19 protein-coding genes, 1 tRNA gene and 1 pseudogene are annotated in these 15,977 nt (G+C 65.0%); 19 read left to right on the top strand and 2 right to left on the bottom strand.

The genetic code is table 11. The features are described 5' to 3' along the window. Window positions 1-11: 11 nt before the first annotated feature. The 7 genes from ACN22W_RS00910 to ACN22W_RS00880 all read left to right on the top strand — a co-directional run bounded on the left by ACN22W_RS00910 (window position 12) and on the right by ACN22W_RS00880 (window position 6,674). Complete coding sequence (locus tag ACN22W_RS00910; RefSeq protein WP_419685764.1) at window positions 12-521, top strand: phage major tail tube protein; 510 nt, start codon at window positions 12-14, stop codon at window positions 519-521. 33 nt (window positions 522-554) lie between these two features. Next, window positions 555-866, top strand: a complete 312-nt coding sequence (locus tag ACN22W_RS00905; RefSeq protein WP_419685763.1) for a phage tail assembly protein — start codon at window positions 555-557, stop codon at window positions 864-866. Further along, the gene (locus tag ACN22W_RS00900; protein ID WP_419685762.1) at window positions 866-985 is read left to right on the top strand and encodes a GpE family phage tail protein; all 120 of its coding nucleotides are present in this window, start codon (window positions 866-868) and stop codon (window positions 983-985) included. The genes ACN22W_RS00905 and ACN22W_RS00900 overlap by 1 nt, the downstream gene beginning before the upstream one ends. Next, a complete protein-coding gene (locus ACN22W_RS00895) occupies window positions 982-4,233 on the top strand; it encodes a hypothetical protein (protein ID WP_419685761.1) in 3,252 nt (1,083 codons plus the stop codon). Before ACN22W_RS00900 ends, ACN22W_RS00895 begins: the two co-directional genes overlap by 4 nt. A gap of 13 nt (window positions 4,234-4,246) precedes the next feature. Then, on the top strand, window positions 4,247-4,675 hold the full coding sequence (locus tag ACN22W_RS00890; protein ID WP_419685760.1) for a phage tail protein: 429 nt from the start codon (window positions 4,247-4,249) through the stop codon (window positions 4,673-4,675). Then, on the top strand, window positions 4,672-5,826 hold the full coding sequence (locus ACN22W_RS00885) for a phage late control D family protein (RefSeq protein ID WP_419685758.1): 1,155 nt from the start codon (window positions 4,672-4,674) through the stop codon (window positions 5,824-5,826). The genes ACN22W_RS00890 and ACN22W_RS00885 overlap by 4 nt, the downstream gene beginning before the upstream one ends. Before the next feature lie 467 nt (window positions 5,827-6,293). Beyond that, the gene (locus tag ACN22W_RS00880) at window positions 6,294-6,674 is read left to right on the top strand and encodes a LysR family transcriptional regulator (RefSeq protein WP_419685757.1); all 381 of its coding nucleotides are present in this window, start codon (window positions 6,294-6,296) and stop codon (window positions 6,672-6,674) included. On the opposite strand, the gene ACN22W_RS00875 is transcribed toward ACN22W_RS00880, so the two are convergent. Continuing rightward, a complete protein-coding gene (locus ACN22W_RS00875; protein WP_419685755.1) occupies window positions 6,665-7,114 on the bottom strand; it encodes a helix-turn-helix domain-containing protein in 450 nt (149 codons plus the stop codon). The genes ACN22W_RS00880 and ACN22W_RS00875 overlap by 10 nt on opposite strands. 361 nt (window positions 7,115-7,475) lie before the next feature. Between ACN22W_RS00875 and ACN22W_RS00870 the strand changes: the two genes are divergently transcribed. The 11 genes and pseudogenes from ACN22W_RS00870 to ACN22W_RS00820 all read left to right on the top strand — a co-directional run bounded on the left by ACN22W_RS00870 (window position 7,476) and on the right by ACN22W_RS00820 (window position 14,601). Beyond that, window positions 7,476-7,667: a hypothetical protein gene (locus ACN22W_RS00870; RefSeq protein WP_419687348.1), complete on the top strand. Its 192-nt coding sequence runs from the start codon at window positions 7,476-7,478 to the stop codon at window positions 7,665-7,667. A 28-nt stretch (window positions 7,668-7,695) separates the two neighbouring features. After that, window positions 7,696-7,884 (top strand): hypothetical protein, encoded by a 189-nt coding sequence (locus ACN22W_RS00865; protein WP_082160889.1) that lies wholly within the window; start codon window positions 7,696-7,698, stop codon window positions 7,882-7,884. 27 nt (window positions 7,885-7,911) lie between these two features. Next, a complete protein-coding gene (locus tag ACN22W_RS00860) occupies window positions 7,912-8,160 on the top strand; it encodes an ogr/Delta-like zinc finger family protein (protein WP_059818023.1) in 249 nt (82 codons plus the stop codon). Between the two features lie 88 nt (window positions 8,161-8,248). Beyond that, window positions 8,249-8,443 (top strand): hypothetical protein, encoded by a 195-nt coding sequence (locus ACN22W_RS00855; RefSeq protein ID WP_419685752.1) that lies wholly within the window; start codon window positions 8,249-8,251, stop codon window positions 8,441-8,443. A gap of 248 nt (window positions 8,444-8,691) precedes the next feature. Next, entirely contained in the window at window positions 8,692-8,886 is a 195-nt protein-coding gene (locus ACN22W_RS00850; protein ID WP_419685751.1) for a hypothetical protein, read from the top strand. 4 nt (window positions 8,887-8,890) lie between these two features. Next, window positions 8,891-9,223, top strand: a complete 333-nt coding sequence (locus ACN22W_RS00845; RefSeq protein WP_419685750.1) for a hypothetical protein — start codon at window positions 8,891-8,893, stop codon at window positions 9,221-9,223. Next, a complete protein-coding gene (locus ACN22W_RS00840; protein WP_419685749.1) occupies window positions 9,220-9,582 on the top strand; it encodes a hypothetical protein in 363 nt (120 codons plus the stop codon). The genes ACN22W_RS00845 and ACN22W_RS00840 overlap by 4 nt, the downstream gene beginning before the upstream one ends. Then, window positions 9,579-9,836, top strand: coding sequence for a hypothetical protein (locus ACN22W_RS00835; protein WP_419685748.1), 258 nt, complete (start codon window positions 9,579-9,581; stop codon window positions 9,834-9,836). The genes ACN22W_RS00840 and ACN22W_RS00835 overlap by 4 nt, the downstream gene beginning before the upstream one ends. A 2-nt stretch (window positions 9,837-9,838) precedes the next feature. Continuing rightward, the gene (locus tag ACN22W_RS00830; protein ID WP_419685746.1) at window positions 9,839-12,634 is read left to right on the top strand and encodes a toprim domain-containing protein; all 2,796 of its coding nucleotides are present in this window, start codon (window positions 9,839-9,841) and stop codon (window positions 12,632-12,634) included. A gap of 609 nt (window positions 12,635-13,243) precedes the next feature. Next, window positions 13,244-13,411, top strand: a pseudogene (locus ACN22W_RS00825) (hypothetical protein); the annotation flags it as partial. A 113-nt stretch (window positions 13,412-13,524) separates the two neighbouring features. Further along, window positions 13,525-14,601, top strand: a complete 1,077-nt coding sequence (locus tag ACN22W_RS00820; RefSeq protein WP_419685744.1) for a tyrosine-type recombinase/integrase — start codon at window positions 13,525-13,527, stop codon at window positions 14,599-14,601. Between the two features lie 65 nt (window positions 14,602-14,666). Here the strand turns inward: ACN22W_RS00820 and ACN22W_RS00815 are convergent. After that, window positions 14,667-14,742 (bottom strand) — tRNA-Arg (locus ACN22W_RS00815). A 252-nt stretch (window positions 14,743-14,994) separates the two neighbouring features. Here ACN22W_RS00815 and ACN22W_RS00810 point away from each other — a divergent pair. Next, complete coding sequence (locus tag ACN22W_RS00810) at window positions 14,995-15,879, top strand: c-type cytochrome (RefSeq protein ID WP_343494361.1); 885 nt, start codon at window positions 14,995-14,997, stop codon at window positions 15,877-15,879. The last annotated feature ends 98 nt before the right edge of the window (window positions 15,880-15,977 follow it).

The following is a 15,977-nucleotide window of genomic DNA, read 5'->3' as shown; positions in this document are numbered from 1 at the left end:
AGGAAAACACAATGGCTCTGCCATCCAAACTCAAGAATTTCAACGTGTTCGAGGACGGCGTCTCGTTCGTCGGCGAAGTGCCTGAAGTCCAGTTGCCGAAGCTCACGCGCAAGATGGAGGCGTATCGCGGCGGCGGCATGAACGGCGAAGTCGATATCGACCTTGGCATGGAAAAGCTCGAGCTGGGCCTCACGATGGGCGGCTTCATGAAGGAGATGTTCAAGACCTGGGGCACATCGAAGGTCGACGGCGTCACAGTGCGTTTTGCCGGCTCCTATCAGCGTGACGACACCGAAGAAGTCGACGCGGTCGAGGTGTACGTACGCGGCCGCTACAAGGAAATCGACCCCGGCAAGGCCAAGGCCGGCGACAACGCCGACCAGACCGGCACGATGTCGCTGTCGTATTACCGCCTCGTGTCCAACGGCGAAACGCTGATCGAGATCGACTTCCCGAACTTCATCGAAATGGTCGGCGGCGTCGATCGTCTGGCCCAGCAGCGCCGCGCGCTCGGCCTGTAACCCCTATCCCACTACCCATTCAGGAAACGCACCATGCAATCGAAGAAATCCGCCGTCATCACGCTCGACACGCCGATCAAGCGCGGCGAGCAAGAAATCGCCACCATCACGCTGACCAAGCCGCATTCCGGCGCGCTGCGCGGCGTTGCCCTAACCGACCTGTTGCAGCTCGACGTAATCGCACTGTCGAAGGTGCTGCCGCGCATCAGCAATCCGACGCTGACCGACCAGGACGTGCAGCGCATGGACCCGGCCGACCTGCTGCAGCTCGGTACGGAGGTGGCCGGTTTTTTGCTGCCGAATTCGTCGAAGGTGGACGTCTCCCTCGAGGCGTCGACGACCTAATGGCCGATATCGCGCTCGTGTTCCACTGGTCGCCCGACGTAATGGACGCCATGCCGCTGCCGGAGCTGATGGCCTGGCGCGAGCGCGCACGTGAACGCCACGATCAAGGTGATGCATGAGCGACCGTTCCCTGCGCCTCGAGGTGGTTCTCAAGGCGCTCGACCAGGCAAGCCGGCCGATTCGCGAGATCGCCGGCCGCAATCGTACGCTCGCGAAGGATCTGCGTGACACCCGCGCGCGCCTCAAGGAACTCAACGATACGCAGCGGCGAATCGGCGAATTCCGCGAGATGCGCACGGGGCTCGCCAACACCTCGACCAAACTCGCCGACACGCAGAAGAAGGTCAAGGAACTCGCGAAGTCGTTGCACGCCGTCGGGCCTCCGTCGCAGCAGATGATTGGCGAGCTGGCGAAGGCGCGGCAGGCGTCATCGAAGCTAGGCACCGCGTTCAAGAAACAATCCGCCAGTCTCGACGAGCTGCGCAATCGGCTCAGTCGCGCCGGCGTCGACACGGGCAAACTTTCCCAGCACGAGCGCACGCTGCGCACCGACATCGCCGCAACGACCGGCGCGATCGACGCCCAATCGCGGCGGCTCGATGCACTGAACACCCGTCAGAAGCGCATCGCGGACACGCGCGCCAAGATGGGCGCTGCACGCGCGGCCGCCGCCGAAATGGCGATCGGCGGGTATGCCGCGCGTGCGACCGGCTCGCACATCCTCAACGATCTGCGCGAACCGATGACCGAGGCGAAGAAGGTCCAGAACGAGCGCGGCCGTATCCAGGCGCTCGGCCTGGGCGATCACGCGACGCAGGACGCCGAGCGTTACGTACGCTCGATGAAATCGCCCGGCGTGGCGATCGCCGAAAACATGACGCTGATGCGCGACGCGATGTCGATCTTCGCGGACGAACACCACGCGCAAATGATCATGCCGACCCTCACAAAAATGAAGTTCGCGAACGAAGCAATGTTCGGAGGCGCCGACGGCCACGAGAATGAAGAGAAGTTCATGAACATGCTCAAGGTGATCGAACTGCGCGGCGGCATGAAAGACGATGCGACCGCAAAACAAGAAGCGAACATGGTGCAGAAGGTGCTGTCTGCGACTGGCGGCCGGGTCGGCGGCGACGAGTGGCGCAACTTCATCCAAACCGGTGGCGTCGCGGCAAAGCAGATGCGCCAGGACGCGTTCTACTACCAGATGGAGCCACTCATTCAGGAGATGGGCGGGCACCAGGTCGGCACGGGCCTTATGTCCGCGTACAGCAACGCATACCAAGGAAAAACCACGAAGCGTGCCGCGAACCAGATGATCGAGCTCGGCCTGCTCGACAGGAAAAAGGTCGTCGACACCAAGATCGGTACGATCAAGGAGATCAAACCGGGTGCGCTGACCGGCGGCGACATGTTCAAAGCATCGCCGCTCGAGTGGCTCGAGAAAGTGCTGTTGCCGAAGCTCGCCGCGAAAGGGATCACCGACCCCGACCGTGTGAAGGACATGATCTCAACGATCTTCACGAACCGAACTGCGGCCAACCTGTTCTCGACGATGTACATGCAGCGCCAGCAGATCCACAAGAGCGAGAAGCTCAACGCCGGCGCCTACGGCATCGACGAGCTGCACAAACTCGCACTGGAGCAAACCGAGGGAAAGGAGCGCATCGCGCTTGCGAACGCGGGAAACCTGCGAACCGTGATCGGCGAGCAGGTGCTGCCTGTCTACAACAAGGCGCTCGAGCTGACGGCGAACGTCCTGGAGCGGATCCTCGGCTTCGCGAAGGAGTATCCGAATTTCACACGCGCCGTCACGATCGGCGCAGCCGGCCTCGGCGTGTTGCTCGCGGTCCTGGGCACCCTAACGATCGCGCTGGCTGGCATCCTCGGGCCGCTCGCGATCGCGCGCTTCAGTATGTCGATGCTCGGTATCCGGGGCGGCGCCCTCACGAGCGCGATCGGCGACAGCATCGGTGCGCTGCGCCGTCTGCCCGGTGCGGCGTCTGGCGCTGCGTCCGGTGTCGCCACTGCGGGCAAGGGTGTGCAGTCCACCGCGACGCGCATCCGCAAGGCGCTGTCGACCGCTTGGACCGCGTCGTCGCCTCGAGCTGCCGCGTCGTCGCTGCGCACCTACGTCGCGTCGCTCGGCCAGCGCGTGCCGGCCGCGTGCCAGGCCGCCAAAGCGGCCGTCATGCAATGGGGCGGGTCAGCCGCAACCGCCATGAAAAACGGCGCCAGCGCCGCGCGCCAGTACACCGTCCAGGTGTGGCGCGCCGTCGCCGCGCAGGCGGCCGCATCGCGTACGGCCGTGGCTTCACGCTGGACGGCCGCTCGGCAGTACGTCGCACGACGCGGCGCGTCTGGGATGGCCGTCGACACGGCGCGCGGCGGCCTCAATCTCGTTAAGGGCGGCACGATGGGCGCGATCAACGGCGTGCGTGCTGCGCTCGGCGGGCTCGCGCAGACGCTGATGTTCGTCGGCCGCGTCGCACTCATGAGCCCGATCGGCCTGGTGATCGCCGCCATCGCGATCGCCGCGCTGCTGATCGTGAAGTATTGGGAGCCCATCAAGGCGTTTTTCTCGGGCTTTTGGCAGGGGCTGACCGAGGGCCTGAAGCCGCTCGCGCCGATCTTCAGCCGCGTGTTCGGGGTGCTCGGCGCCGCGTTCGAACCGCTCAAACCCGTTTTCGATTGGCTCATCGATGCCGTCAAGGGCGCGTGGAACTGGATCAAGCGACTACTGGGGCCGGTCGATTCCAGCAAGAAAAGCCTCGACGAGGCGAAGAACGCCGGCAAGGGGTTCGGCGCGTGGCTCGCAGAAATCATTGTGGTCGCGGCAGATGCTGCGGCGCGTTTCGTCGAATTCGGCGCGAACCTGATGTCGGGCCTCGTGAACGGGATCAAGAACGGCCTGGGCGAGGTGAAGACCACGATCCAGTCCGCCGGCGAAAGTGTGGTCACCTGGTTCAAGGAAAAGCTCGGCATCCATTCGCCGAGCCGCGTGTTTGCCGCGCTCGGCGGCTTCACGATGGCCGGCCTCGACCAGGGCCTGCGCGAGGGGCAGGACGGGCCGCTGTCGACCGTGCTCGAGGTCGGCAAGCGCATCGTCGCCGCCGGCGCCGGCATCGGCATCACGGGCGCCGCGATCGCCGGCGGTGCACCGCTCACCGTCGACAATCGGCCACCGCTCACGGTCGCGTCGTCCGCAGCGCGCGCGCCGGTCGCGCCGGCGCCGATCACGATCAACCTATACGCGTCGCCAGGCATGGATGTGCAGGCGCTCGCGCAAGAGGTTCGCCAGGTGTTGCGTCAGGAACAGGCCGCGCAGGCCGCCCGCGCGCGTTCGCGTCTGCGCGACCGGGATTAAAGGAGAAGCTCTCATGATGATGGCGCTCGGGCTGTTCGTGTTCAGCCTGTCGACACTGCCCTACCAGGAGCTGAAGCGCCGGCGTGCCTGGCGCTACGCCAGCAACAACCGTGTCGGTAAAAAGCCGGCGCGGCAGTACGTCGGCGAAGAAGACGAAACCATCAGCCTGTCCGGCGTGCTGCTGCCCGAGCTGACGGGCGGCGACCTGTCCCTCGCTGTCATCGAGGCGATGGCCGACCAGCACACCGCCTGGCCGCTGATCGAGGGCACCGGCCACATTTACGGCATGTTCACGATCGACAACATCGACACAACGCGCACGCTGTTTTTCCGCGACGGCACCGCGCGGCGCATCGAGTTCACCATTGCGCTGACGCGTAACGACGATCTCGACATGCTCGGCATCGTGACCGACGCCATCAAGGGGGCGATCTCGCTATGAACCTCGCCGACATTCCCGGCGTCGACCTGGTGCAGAAGGTCGTCCTGGCCGACGATCGTGTACCGCGCGCGATCTATTCGATCACGCTGAACGGCAAGAACATCACGAAGAAATTTGACGGCCGACTGATCTCGATGACGCTGCAGGACAACCGCGGCTTCGAAGCAGACCAGCTCGACATCAGCCTCGACGACTCGGACGGCGCCCTGGAAATCCCGAGTCGCGGCGTCACGCTGAAGCTGTCGTTCGGCTGGGCTGGAGCTGCGAACGGCCTGGTCGACAAGGGCGAATTCATGGTCGACGAGGTCCGGCACACCGGCACGCCCGACGTGCTGACCATCCGCGCGCGAAGTGTCGACCTGCGCGCGGGCCTGTCGATCAAGAAGGAGCGCTCCTGGCACCGGCAGACTGTCGGCGCGATCGTGCGCGCGATCGCCAGCCAGAACAAGGTCGAGGCACGCATCAGCAAGGCGCTCGACGCGCAGCTCGTCGACCACATCGACCAGACTGCAGAGTCGGACGCCAATCTGCTGTCGCGCCTGGCGAAGACGTTCGACGCGATCGCGACCGTGAAAAACGGGCTGCTGCTCTTCATCAAGGCCGGCGAGGCGACCACGGCGAGCGGCAAGCCGCTGCCGGCCGTCACGATCACGCGCGACGTCGGCGATCGCCACGAGTTCGGCGTCGCCGATCGGGACACGTATTCCGGCGTGCAGGCGTTCTACCTGAACACGCGTACCGCGAAGAAGCAGTCGACCACCGTGAAGCGGCGCCGGCGTCGCACGACAGCGAAGAAGAAGAAGCCGATCGACAAGAGCGGCGACGTGCTGTTCGGCACGGCCGAGAACGTGAAGACGTTGCGACACACGTACGCGAACAAGGGGAACGCGACGCGGGCGGCGAAGGCAGAGTGGGAGAAGTTACAGCGCGGCGTCGCAGAGTTCAGCATTGTGCTGGCGCTCGGCCGCCCCGAGCTGATGACCGAATTACCTGTAACCGTGCGCGGTTACAAACGTGTCATCGATGATTGCAACTGGATCATTGCGCGCGTTACACATTCGATCGACGGTAACGGCGGATTTACATCGGACCTCGATCTAGAGGTCAAGGCGACCGAGGTGCCGGAGATCGACACCTCGGGGGATGCGTGACGTTACGTCAGTAGCAGGCTGCGGATGTTCGACAGGCTCAACATCGCGCTCGTGACCTGCGCCAGCAGCGCCGCTCGCTCACTGGCCGACAAGTCGCGCACTGCGCGCGCCTCACGGTTCCCGGCTACAGTGGAGCCGGCGCGCCCACATTGCGCGGCTAGCGTGGCTTCGGTGCAGCGTCGGATTACCCCGTCCTCGGCTGTATCAATTTGGAAATGCGGGTCTTGCGGCTTGTAACTCACAACGGCTTCCTCTTCGGATATTTTGAGAGGCGCTACGACGTGAAACGGCATTCACGCGTGCTGTAACGCTGCCCCATTCTCGTGCTTTTTTCAGACAATTGGAATGTAGGAGAAAGCCCCATGAAAGTTAGGAAAACGCCTAACTTTCGCTGGCTCTCTCCCGAACACCCGTCCCCAGCCACTGCGAAGGGCGCATTACGGCCAATAACAACTATCGCTTGAATCATGGTTTCCCGGACGACTCCCCCTCGGCTCAACTGGAATCTGCTGCGCGCATACAGCGAGATCTCGCGCTATCGCAGCATCTCGGAGGCAGCGCAAGCGATGGGAGTACAGCGGCCAACGGTCAGCGAAAAGGTGTCCGAGCTCGAGCGCGTCCTCGGCCGCCCACTGATGGAGCGTCGGTCAGGCAGTGATGGGTTTCGGCTCACGGAATTCGGCGCGCAGCTCCGCGCCGTCGTGGCCCACTTCGATCGTGAACTCGTTGCGTTGTGCGAACTGCCCGGCGGGCCATCGACCGACATGACGACGATCGACGTGTTGGGCGAAGTCGAAACCGCGATGGCGGCGCTCGAGCGCGCCGCAGAGACTCTTCGTCAGTCCTGACCTTTTCCGGCGCTTTTCTTCGATGCGCGTTCGCGCTTCACACGTTCCGCGTCGCCCTGCGCATCTCGCAGCACCTCGAGCGCCGCAGCATCCAATTTCGCGGCACGGTTTTCGGCAAGACGCGGAAGCCGCTTCGCCGGCGCGCCCGAGATCGTCATCGTCCCCGCGAGCAAGAAGCCGTTGACCGACGCCTGTACGGCCGTGCGGCCGACGTCGTTCAACTGGCGAAACCCCTCGAGCAGCTCGGCCTCATCGTCAGGCACGCCGGGCCCCTGCGCACGCTCGCCCGTGATGACGTACAGCACGTCGACCCCGACCTTCGAAAGCGCGGCCAGGTAGTTCGCATCGGGCGATCGCGCGTCCGATTCGTAATTGAGCTGGGCCTGCTTACCGAGCCCGCCCAGTGCAGCGAACTCTGCCTGGCTCAGACCGATACGCATGCGCTCCTCCTTCAGACGGTTTCCTATTGAAATGTCAGACATCTTGCGGTTTCGTTTTGATTACCTTACACTTCACCTATCCCTAGTGAAGCACTATCGAAATTGAGTATACCCGCCATGACTACCCACAAAGGCCCGCGGCGTGCGCCGCCGGGCGTCATGTCCAGCAAGACCGTTTCGCTTCGCCTCCTTCCCGCAGAGCGGGCCCAGCTAGAGCAGCTCGGCCACCAAGAACGGCGCTCCCTGTCGAGCCTCGCACGCCTCATCTATCTCGAAGGGCTCCCCCGCTATCTCGCCAGGATGTCCTCGATTGAGGACACCACGGGCAATGTTTCCGCAAGCTGAACCCGAGGTGACCACCATGTATCCGGATCCAAAACGTGTCCGCGACAACCGCCTGATGGTGCGGTTCGACGACTACGAATACGCCCTCATTACCGCGCTCGCCAACTACCAAGGCGCATGCGCTGCAACGCTGATTCGCGAAATGGTTATGCGCGAAGCCGCCGAAGCTCTGATGCCAGCGTGCAATGTAGCCCACGAGCACGGCTGAAACCAGCAGCCCAAGAGCAGCCGATCCAATGCCCGAACTCGAACTCACATTCACCGAGCAAGAAGCCGAACTACTCGAGCGCGTGCGACTGCAGGAAGGTCTTGCGACGATCCAGCAGGCGGCCGAATGGCTCGTGAAGCGACGACTGCGCAACGGTGCGCGTCGCCTCACCGGACGAAACCGGGCTCTTTACGCCGTAACCACCAGCCGTAACTAACGCGGCAGTCTCCGACAGGAAGTCACGATGAAACTGAAGTGTCACCACTGCGGCAGCCGCGCCGTCATTCGAACCAGCCGCACGCTTTCGTCCCTCGTCCGCGAGGCGTACTGCCAGTGCACCAATGTCGAATGCGCGACGACTTACAAGATCCACGTCGCCACCGTCCACACGATCGCCCCGAGCCTCAACCCGAATCCGCATGTGTACGTGCCGATCGGCAAGGTTGATCGGCTCCCGACCGATTCGCGTCAGCTCCCGCTGCTCGACGCCTAAGCCCTAACCCGCCTTTTTGCTGAACACCCATCGCGCCCGCTCTGCGGGCGTGAGGGACTCCTTTTGCCTGAAATTTCTTGGAGGCCGTATGCAAACGCTGATCCCCGCACCGATCGCCGCACTCGCCCAATCGCTGTCCTACGACGAGCGTGTCGCCTACCTCACGAAGATCTCCGCAGCCGACGTGCGCGCCGACGTGTTCGTCGCATCCGCCCGTGCTTTGGGCTTCGTCGTGTCGTGGGACCTCTCGCGCGGCACGCCGGTGCTCGCCTGGATGCACTGAAGCGATGCGCGCTCCCTTCACTGACACCGAACTTCGCGAAGCCTGGAAAGAGCTCTGCGTGGCCGGCAACCCAGACACGGCTCGCCCTTGTGTGCGGTTCGTCGTCGAGTGTGCCGCGCGCGCATTGAGAGAACGCAAACAGGTCCGACCGTGCCCGCGCCCCACTTTCGACGCGAAGCGCTGCGCCGCGAACGACTTCGACTGACCCATCCGCGCCGACCGCCGGCGCACCCACCTGGAACCACACCATGAAGCCCTACGTTTTCGGCATCGGCGTGCTGCTGATGCTCTCCTTCTCCCTCACTGGCGCGTACTGCCTGGCCGCCGACGTGCTGCGTCTGTTCGATGTTCGAAACGCCCGCGTCATCGCTTTCACGATCGGCGCCGTCGTCATGATCGTCCTGGTCGCGGCTCTGGCTTGGTCCGTTCCGCCGCGTGGGTGATCTGATGAAAAAGACCTTCACCCTCGAAATCGACACTGACAGCCTGCCCCACGTGTCCGACGAGTATCTCGCCGCGCATTGGTATCGCGCACAGTTTTTGTCTGTCGAGCATGGCGACCGCGACGCGGGAGAAGTGGTCCGCGCCGTTGGTGTCGAAATCATCCGGCGCTGGATGCGCAGCCAGCCGATCCCGATGTTCAACATCCAGTCAGGCGACCACCTGCTCACGCAGATTCGCCGCTTCGCCCGCTGGAATGGCACCGAGTGGGTTGCAGCTCCTGCGGTCGACGAGTCGCACGTGATCGTTGACGATCAATCGGCCCGGAGGGACGTATGACACACGAACCCACCATCCGCTACGAGCTGCTGACGTCGGCCGGCCTGCGCACGGTTACCGGCGAACACGTCGTCGTCCAGAACAGCGCCGATGCCACGTTCGGCATCCATGCCGAACCTCACGTGCGCGACGGCCACCCCGAAAAGTGGGTCGTCACCCACCTGATTTCGGGCATGCGGATCGGCCACGGCCCGACGCGCACCGCAGCGGTCGCGAGCGCGACGGCAAACGTCGATCGCAACCGCCGCCGGCTACGCGAAATCCTCGAGCAGGCGACAGCCTCGCGTTACCAACTGCAGCACGCCGTTCAGCGCCTGCAGCAGAACCATCACGACATCCTCGGAGGCGCCGCAGCATGACGCACACGAACACCCCTCACGACGCCGCGCTCGCGGCCGCCATCGCGGCGACCGCAGACTGCCTGAACTTCAACAACGCCCCCGGTAGCCTTGATCGGTACATGACGATCGGCCTGTTCGTTGCTGCTCTCAGCGACCGTCTGATGCTCGCCTTCCCGCAGTCGGCGAACGCGCTCAAAGCCGTCGTGTTCTGCCCGCCGACCAGCCGCAACCCCACCGAAACACCCCTGCAGCAAACTGAGCAACAGCAATAACAATGGCTACGATCGACGAACTGAAGCAACGCATCGACCTGCACGACCTCGCCGACCGCCTCGGCATGAAGCGCGGTCGCGGCGGCGACAAGGCGCTCTACCACTCGCCGCAGCACGAGGACAAGAGCCCGTCCCTGTCGATCTTCATGAACCACCCGAAGCACGGCACCGGCTGGCGCGACCACAGCGCCGACGTCGGCGGTTCGTGCATCGACCTGGTCATTCACGCACGCGGCGGCAGCGTTGCGGACGCCGTGCGCTACCTACACGACGCCTACGGCATCCCGCTCGATCGGCCGGCGCCGGCCGAGCGCCGCGAGAAATCGACCGTCGAATACATCGCCGATCGGTGCTTTGCCGAACGCGACCAGGTGCGCGATTACCTCAGCGGTCGTTGCATTTCCGCCGCCGCGATCGACGCGGCGATCGCCGCGCGCGCGCTCGGCTTCAACACCTGGACCAGCACCAAGGTCGCCGCCGGCGAAGTCGGCCACGCCGGCCCGGCCGCCGCGTTCATCGTCCGCGCACCAGGCGACGCTCGCGTCGTCGCCGTCGACATGCGCTACGTCGACCCGACGCTCAACGGCGGCGTCAAGACGCAGACACAGGGCGATAAGGCCGGCTACGGCTGGACCGCCGACCCTCGCCGGCTCGACAAGGCAAAGCGCGTGTTCATCGTGGAAAGCGCGATCAACGCGCTGTCGATCGACACCTGTGCGATGCCCGGCGCCGCAGCCCTCGCCCTGCGCGGCCTGGCGAATGTCGACGACATCGACTTCGCGTTCCTGCGCGGGAAACAGGTCTTCGTATGCCTGGACAACGACGAACCGTTCGCAGACGGCCACCCGCGCGCCGGCCATCGTCCCGGCCCGGAAGCCGCGTGGAAGCTCTACGAGCGGCTCACGGCGCTCAACATCAGCGCGGTGCTCGTCGACCAGGCCGGCTGGCTGGCCGACCTCGCGGACGGCGAGAAGACGCACAAGCCAATCAACGACGTGAACGACTACCTGCAACTGCGCGGCCCGACCGAGCTGTCGCGCGCGCTCGAGCAGCTCGAGCCCTGGCTCATTGCCGGCCTCGCCGGCGACGCCACGCGTCGCGGCCGGCCGCGCATCTTCCTGCCCTCGCACGACTTCGCGCAGTACTGGCGCTTCCGCGTCCGGCCGGACTTCACCAGCTACATCACGAAGATGGACCGTAACGAGGAATCGGGCGTCGAAACGCCGGTCGTAACGGATCTGTGCGGCTTCCGCATTGCCGGCATCAGCCGCGTGTCGGTCGCGAGCGCGACGTCGACGATGACGGGCGACGCCGACCAGGCGCCCACCGTCTACTTCGCCGTGTCGGTTCAGGCGCCGCGCCACGGCGCGCAGCTCGTGCGTCGCGTCATGCTCGACGACCAGCTGCACAACGTCGACCAGTGGGGCAAGTTCGGCCCGATCTGGGCGCCGGCGCCGTTCAAGCGCATGGTGAACATCCTGGAGCGCGGCGCCGACCTCGGCGCGCGCCAGGCGGCGAACTTCGTCGGGCTCGCCTGGCGCGACGGCCGCCTGATCGTCAACGAAGGCCCGGATTGCTACTTCACCGAAGCCGACAAACAGTGCCCGTATCACAACCTGACCTTCCCAACCGGCCCGGCCAGCGACGCGCGGCGCGTCATCGCCGCGTACCAGGCGACGTTCAAGCAGAACGCCGCGACGATCCCGCTCGTATGGGCGCTCGGTGGCCACCTGAAGGCGCTGCTCGGGTTCTGGCCGCACATCACCATCCAGGCGAACAAGGGTGCCGGCAAATCGACGCTCATCAAGCGCCTCGAGCGCTCGCTCGCGTTCACGATGTTTTCCGGGCAGTCCCTGCAGACCGAGTTCCGCCTGCTGACCAGCATCAGCCACACAAGCCACCCGGTCGGATGGGAAGAGCTGTCCGCGCGCCGGCAGGACGTGATCGACAAGGCCGTCGGCCTGCTGCAGGAGAACTACCAGTACACCGTGACGCGTCGCGGCACCGACATGACGGAATACCTGTTGTGCGCGCCCGTGATGCTGGCCGGCGAAGACGTGCCCGTGCGCAGCCTGCTCGGCAAGCTCGTGCGCACAACGCTGACCGGCAAGCGCGGCCCGCTGATGCCCGACGACCTGCCGCGCTTCCCGGTTCGCCAGTGGCTCGAATTCCTCGCCGGCCTGGACAAGCGCGCCGTGGCCGACCAGTACACGACGCTGCGTGACAAGGCCCTGGCCAACTGCCGCGCGAGCGGCGAGGACGACGGCGCGAAGCGGATGGCCGGCAACTACGCGGCCGTCGCGCTCGCCTGGCGCTACCTGTGCGAGTTCGCCGGCATGGACCCGAGCGAAGGGGACTTCCCGCGCGACCTGCTCACCGAAATGAACGGCCACATCGCCGAGACAAGCGCCGATCGCGAGCCGTGGGTCTGGATCATGGAAACCGTGCTGTCGGAGATCGACGGCGGCAACTACAAGCACCCGTTCACGTTCGATACCGTCGACGGCGAGTTCTGCCTGCTGCTGCGCACCGGGCATGTGATGGACCACATCGCCCACACGAGCTCGCTGCGCGACAAATGGAACGGCCTGCCCGTGAAATCCGATCGTGTGTTCAAGGCGCAGCTCAAGCACGCCGGCGTCGTGGTCGGCGAAAAAGAACTCGAGCGCCGCATCTACACCCGCCGCGTGCCGTATCTGACGCCGGTGTCGCTCGAGCGCCTGGCCGCGTTCGGCCTGCACGTGTCCATCCGTGAAGACCTGGCGTCGGACGCGACCGAGCAGCGAGGCCGTGCGTGACGCCCTCTCAGCCGATGCGGCCGCCGTGCGGCCGTACCCCTTCCCTCATTCTTTCTGGCCGCGTAGCGGCCCTGTATTCGGGTTTCCGGTGCGTGCGTCGATGCGCGCAGCAATCGGCGCACGCGAATGCCCGGCCGTCGCTCTTTCCGCTGCCCCCCGTACCCCCCGCAAGTCGAAACGGCCGGGCAACAGCGCCCGCCTTGAAGAAGGGGGGCCGTGCGAGCCGGTTTTTCCACAGGGGCCGGACAGGCAGCGCACGCGAATCGTGGTTTTCGGGTGTCTCCGCTCGTAAGTCTTTGATTGTTGAGAAGAGTGCCGCCATGAGTCGCATGCAATTCGCCACGAGTCGGGCCGTTTTCGCCACTAGTCCGATTTTTGTACCGGCCGCCGTCGCCCCTTTATCTCCTCTCTCTAATTCATTGAAAAAGAAGAAGAAAGAATACGGAGAAGAGCAGGAAATCAGCCCCAAAGCCGTGCCACGAGTCGGCCGTGTTTTGCCACGAGTCGCGGGCGCTGCCTATTTTTTAGGCCACGAGTCGGAAGGGGGTGCCACGTGTTTTTCGTGGTAAATGATGGCAAACGAATACCTTAAAAATCAGATGGTTACGTATGAATAACAGGGCATGCCACGAGTCCACGAGTTGTTTTGCCCCTCCCCCCGCCGCGTGGCGCTCTGGAGATAGCCCGATGAACACCGTCAACCTCGAACAAGCCGCCGCGCTGCTCGGCGCGCACCCTGAAACGGTGCGCCTGAAAGCGAAGGCCGGCGCGCTGCCTGGTCGGAAGGTCGGCAAGCGCTGGATGTTTTCGACGGTTGCCCTGCAGCGCTACCTCGCCGGAGAATGGATTCCGCGAGTTGTGCAGGGCGACCCGCAGGAGAAATTGGAATCATGTCGCTCTATAAACGCAGTAACAGTCCCAACTGGTATTACCGCCTCACCCCGCCTGGCGGTGGTCCGGTCGTACAGGGCAGCACTGGCACCAGCAACAAAGCCCAGGCGGAAGAGCTTCACGATCGGCTGAAGGTCGATCTGTGGAACCAGGCGCGGCTCGGCCACAAGCCGCGCTACACCTGGAACGACGCGGTCGTGCGCTACATCAGCGACCGCGAAGGGCTGGCGAGCCTGGAGACGTCGAAAACGCACCTACGCTGGCTCGACCAACACCTGTCTGGCGTAGCGCTGGCCGACATCGACCGCAACCGCATCGACGCGATCGCGCTCGCCAAGCGGAGGGAGCCGAAAGTGATCCGCACGAAGGGCGGGATCGTGACCACCGACCAGTGCGTCAGCGCCGGCACCGTGACGCGCGTGGTCGGCGTGTTGAAGGCGGTGCTGAACGCGGCCGTCGAGTGGGAATGGCTGGACCGCGTGCCGGTCACGAAGCGCGCGAAGGTCGTGCAGAAGCGGATCCGCTGGCTGACGCAGGCCCAGGCCGAACGGTTGATCGCCGAGCTACCGGATCACCTGGCCGAGATGGCGCGCTTCGCGCTGGAGACGGGGCTGCGCCGCTCGAACGTGACCGGGTTGCAGTGGTCGCAGGTCGACATCGTGCGGCGCGTTGCCTGGATCCACCCGGACCAGGCGAAGGCGAAGAAGGCGATCACGGTGCCGCTGTCCGATACGGCGATCGCGGTGCTGCTGCGCCAGCGCGCGAAGAAGCGCGCGCCCGAGTGCGTCGACAGCGTGTTCGTGTACCACGGCCGGCCGGTCTATCAGACCGTGACCGAAGCCTGGCGCAAGGCGTTGAAGCGTGCCGGCATCCGCGACTTCCGCTGGCACGATCTGCGTCACACCTGGGCGAGCTGGCACGTGCAGCGCGGCACGCCGTTGCAGGTGTTGAAGGAGCTGGGCGGATGGGAAACGCTGGAGATGGTGCAGCGTTACGCGCACCTGTCAGCCGACCACCTGACGCAGTGGGTGCAGTCGCACACGCAGGCCGCCGAGCTGCACGTCGCCGCCGGCTGACTGTAATTTCACTGAAGTGGGAGAAACCGATGAAGTAGCGAAACCGCTGGAAGGCTTATCAGACTTGGCGCGCCCGGCTGGGATCGAACCAGCAACCCCTGCCTTCGGAGGGCAGTACTCTATCCATTGAGCTACGGGCGCGTGAGACAGTGAAGCGACCCCAATATACAGGCCGCCCACAATTGGCAAGACGGCAAGGATACCCGGTTTCCCATGACGCGTCCACCTTGCCCGCCGAATCCCCGCCGGGGCCCGCTGCGTGCGGGTAAACACGCGCCATCGTGCCGCTCGCCGTGATGTAAACGTTCCGTCTATAATCGTCCGAGCTTCATTGGACTGCCATTTTGCCGTTGCACCGCGCTCACAATTCCTATTCATGGAGACGAGGCAAGCATGAGCGAAGCATCCCACGAATCTCCCGTCAAAACCCCCGGGCAGCTGATTGCCGTCATCATCGCGTCGTTCGCGATTCCGATCGTCCTGATCATCCTGCTCGCCAACTATGCGAACCATGCGCTCCGTTCCGGCGCCGGCACGGACGCACTATCCGACGAGCAGGTCGCCGCGCGTATCGCACCGCTCGCGCAAGTCGACGTGAAGGACGCCAACGCGCCCCGCACGTTCAAGACCGGCGAGGAAGTCTACAAGGCCGTCTGCGTGACCTGCCACGGCACGGGCGCCGCCGGCGCGCCGAAGTTCGGCAACAAGGACGACTGGGCGCCGCGCATCTCGCAAGGCTTCGACACGCTGCTGAAGACGGCCCTGTCCGGCAAGGGCGCGATGCCGCCGCGCGGCGGCACGAGCCCCGACGACGTCAGCGACTATGAAATCGCCCGCGCGATCGTCTACATGGCGAACAACGACGGTGCGAACTTCCCCGAACCGGCCGCACCGGCCGCCAACGCGGCACCCGCCGCCGGCGCAGCCGCATCGGGCGCCGATGCGTCGAACGCGCAGGCCGCCGCCGCGATGGCGGCGATCGCCGCGCTCCCGAAGCCCGGCGAACAGCCCGCCGCCGCACCGGCCAGCGCCGATGCGGCAACCGCCGGCAAGGCGCTGTACACGTCGACCTGCCAGGCCTGCCACGCGGCAGGCGTGCTCGGCGCGCCGAAGTTCGGCAGCAAGGACGACTGGGCGCCACGCCTGAAGGACTCGATGGACACGGTCTACAACTACGCGCTGCACGGCAAGGGCGCGATGCCGCCGAAGGGCGGGTCGACCGCGTCGGACGCCGACGTGAAGGCAGCCGTCGACTACATGGTCAACGCGTCGAAGTAACGCCGGCCGGCCAGTAAAAAGCCCCCGCGACGCACGCGCATCGCGGGGGTTTTGTTTTGCCGGAGCGCCGGGCCGTGTGCGCCCGACGGCGCCCGCCG

The organism is Burkholderia theae (genome assembly GCF_048565265.1).
In the GTDB taxonomy this organism is placed as follows: domain Bacteria; phylum Pseudomonadota; class Gammaproteobacteria; order Burkholderiales; family Burkholderiaceae; genus Burkholderia; species Burkholderia theae.
Note: the sequence above shows the minus strand (reverse complement) of the source record. Positions and strands in the feature narration are given on the sequence as shown.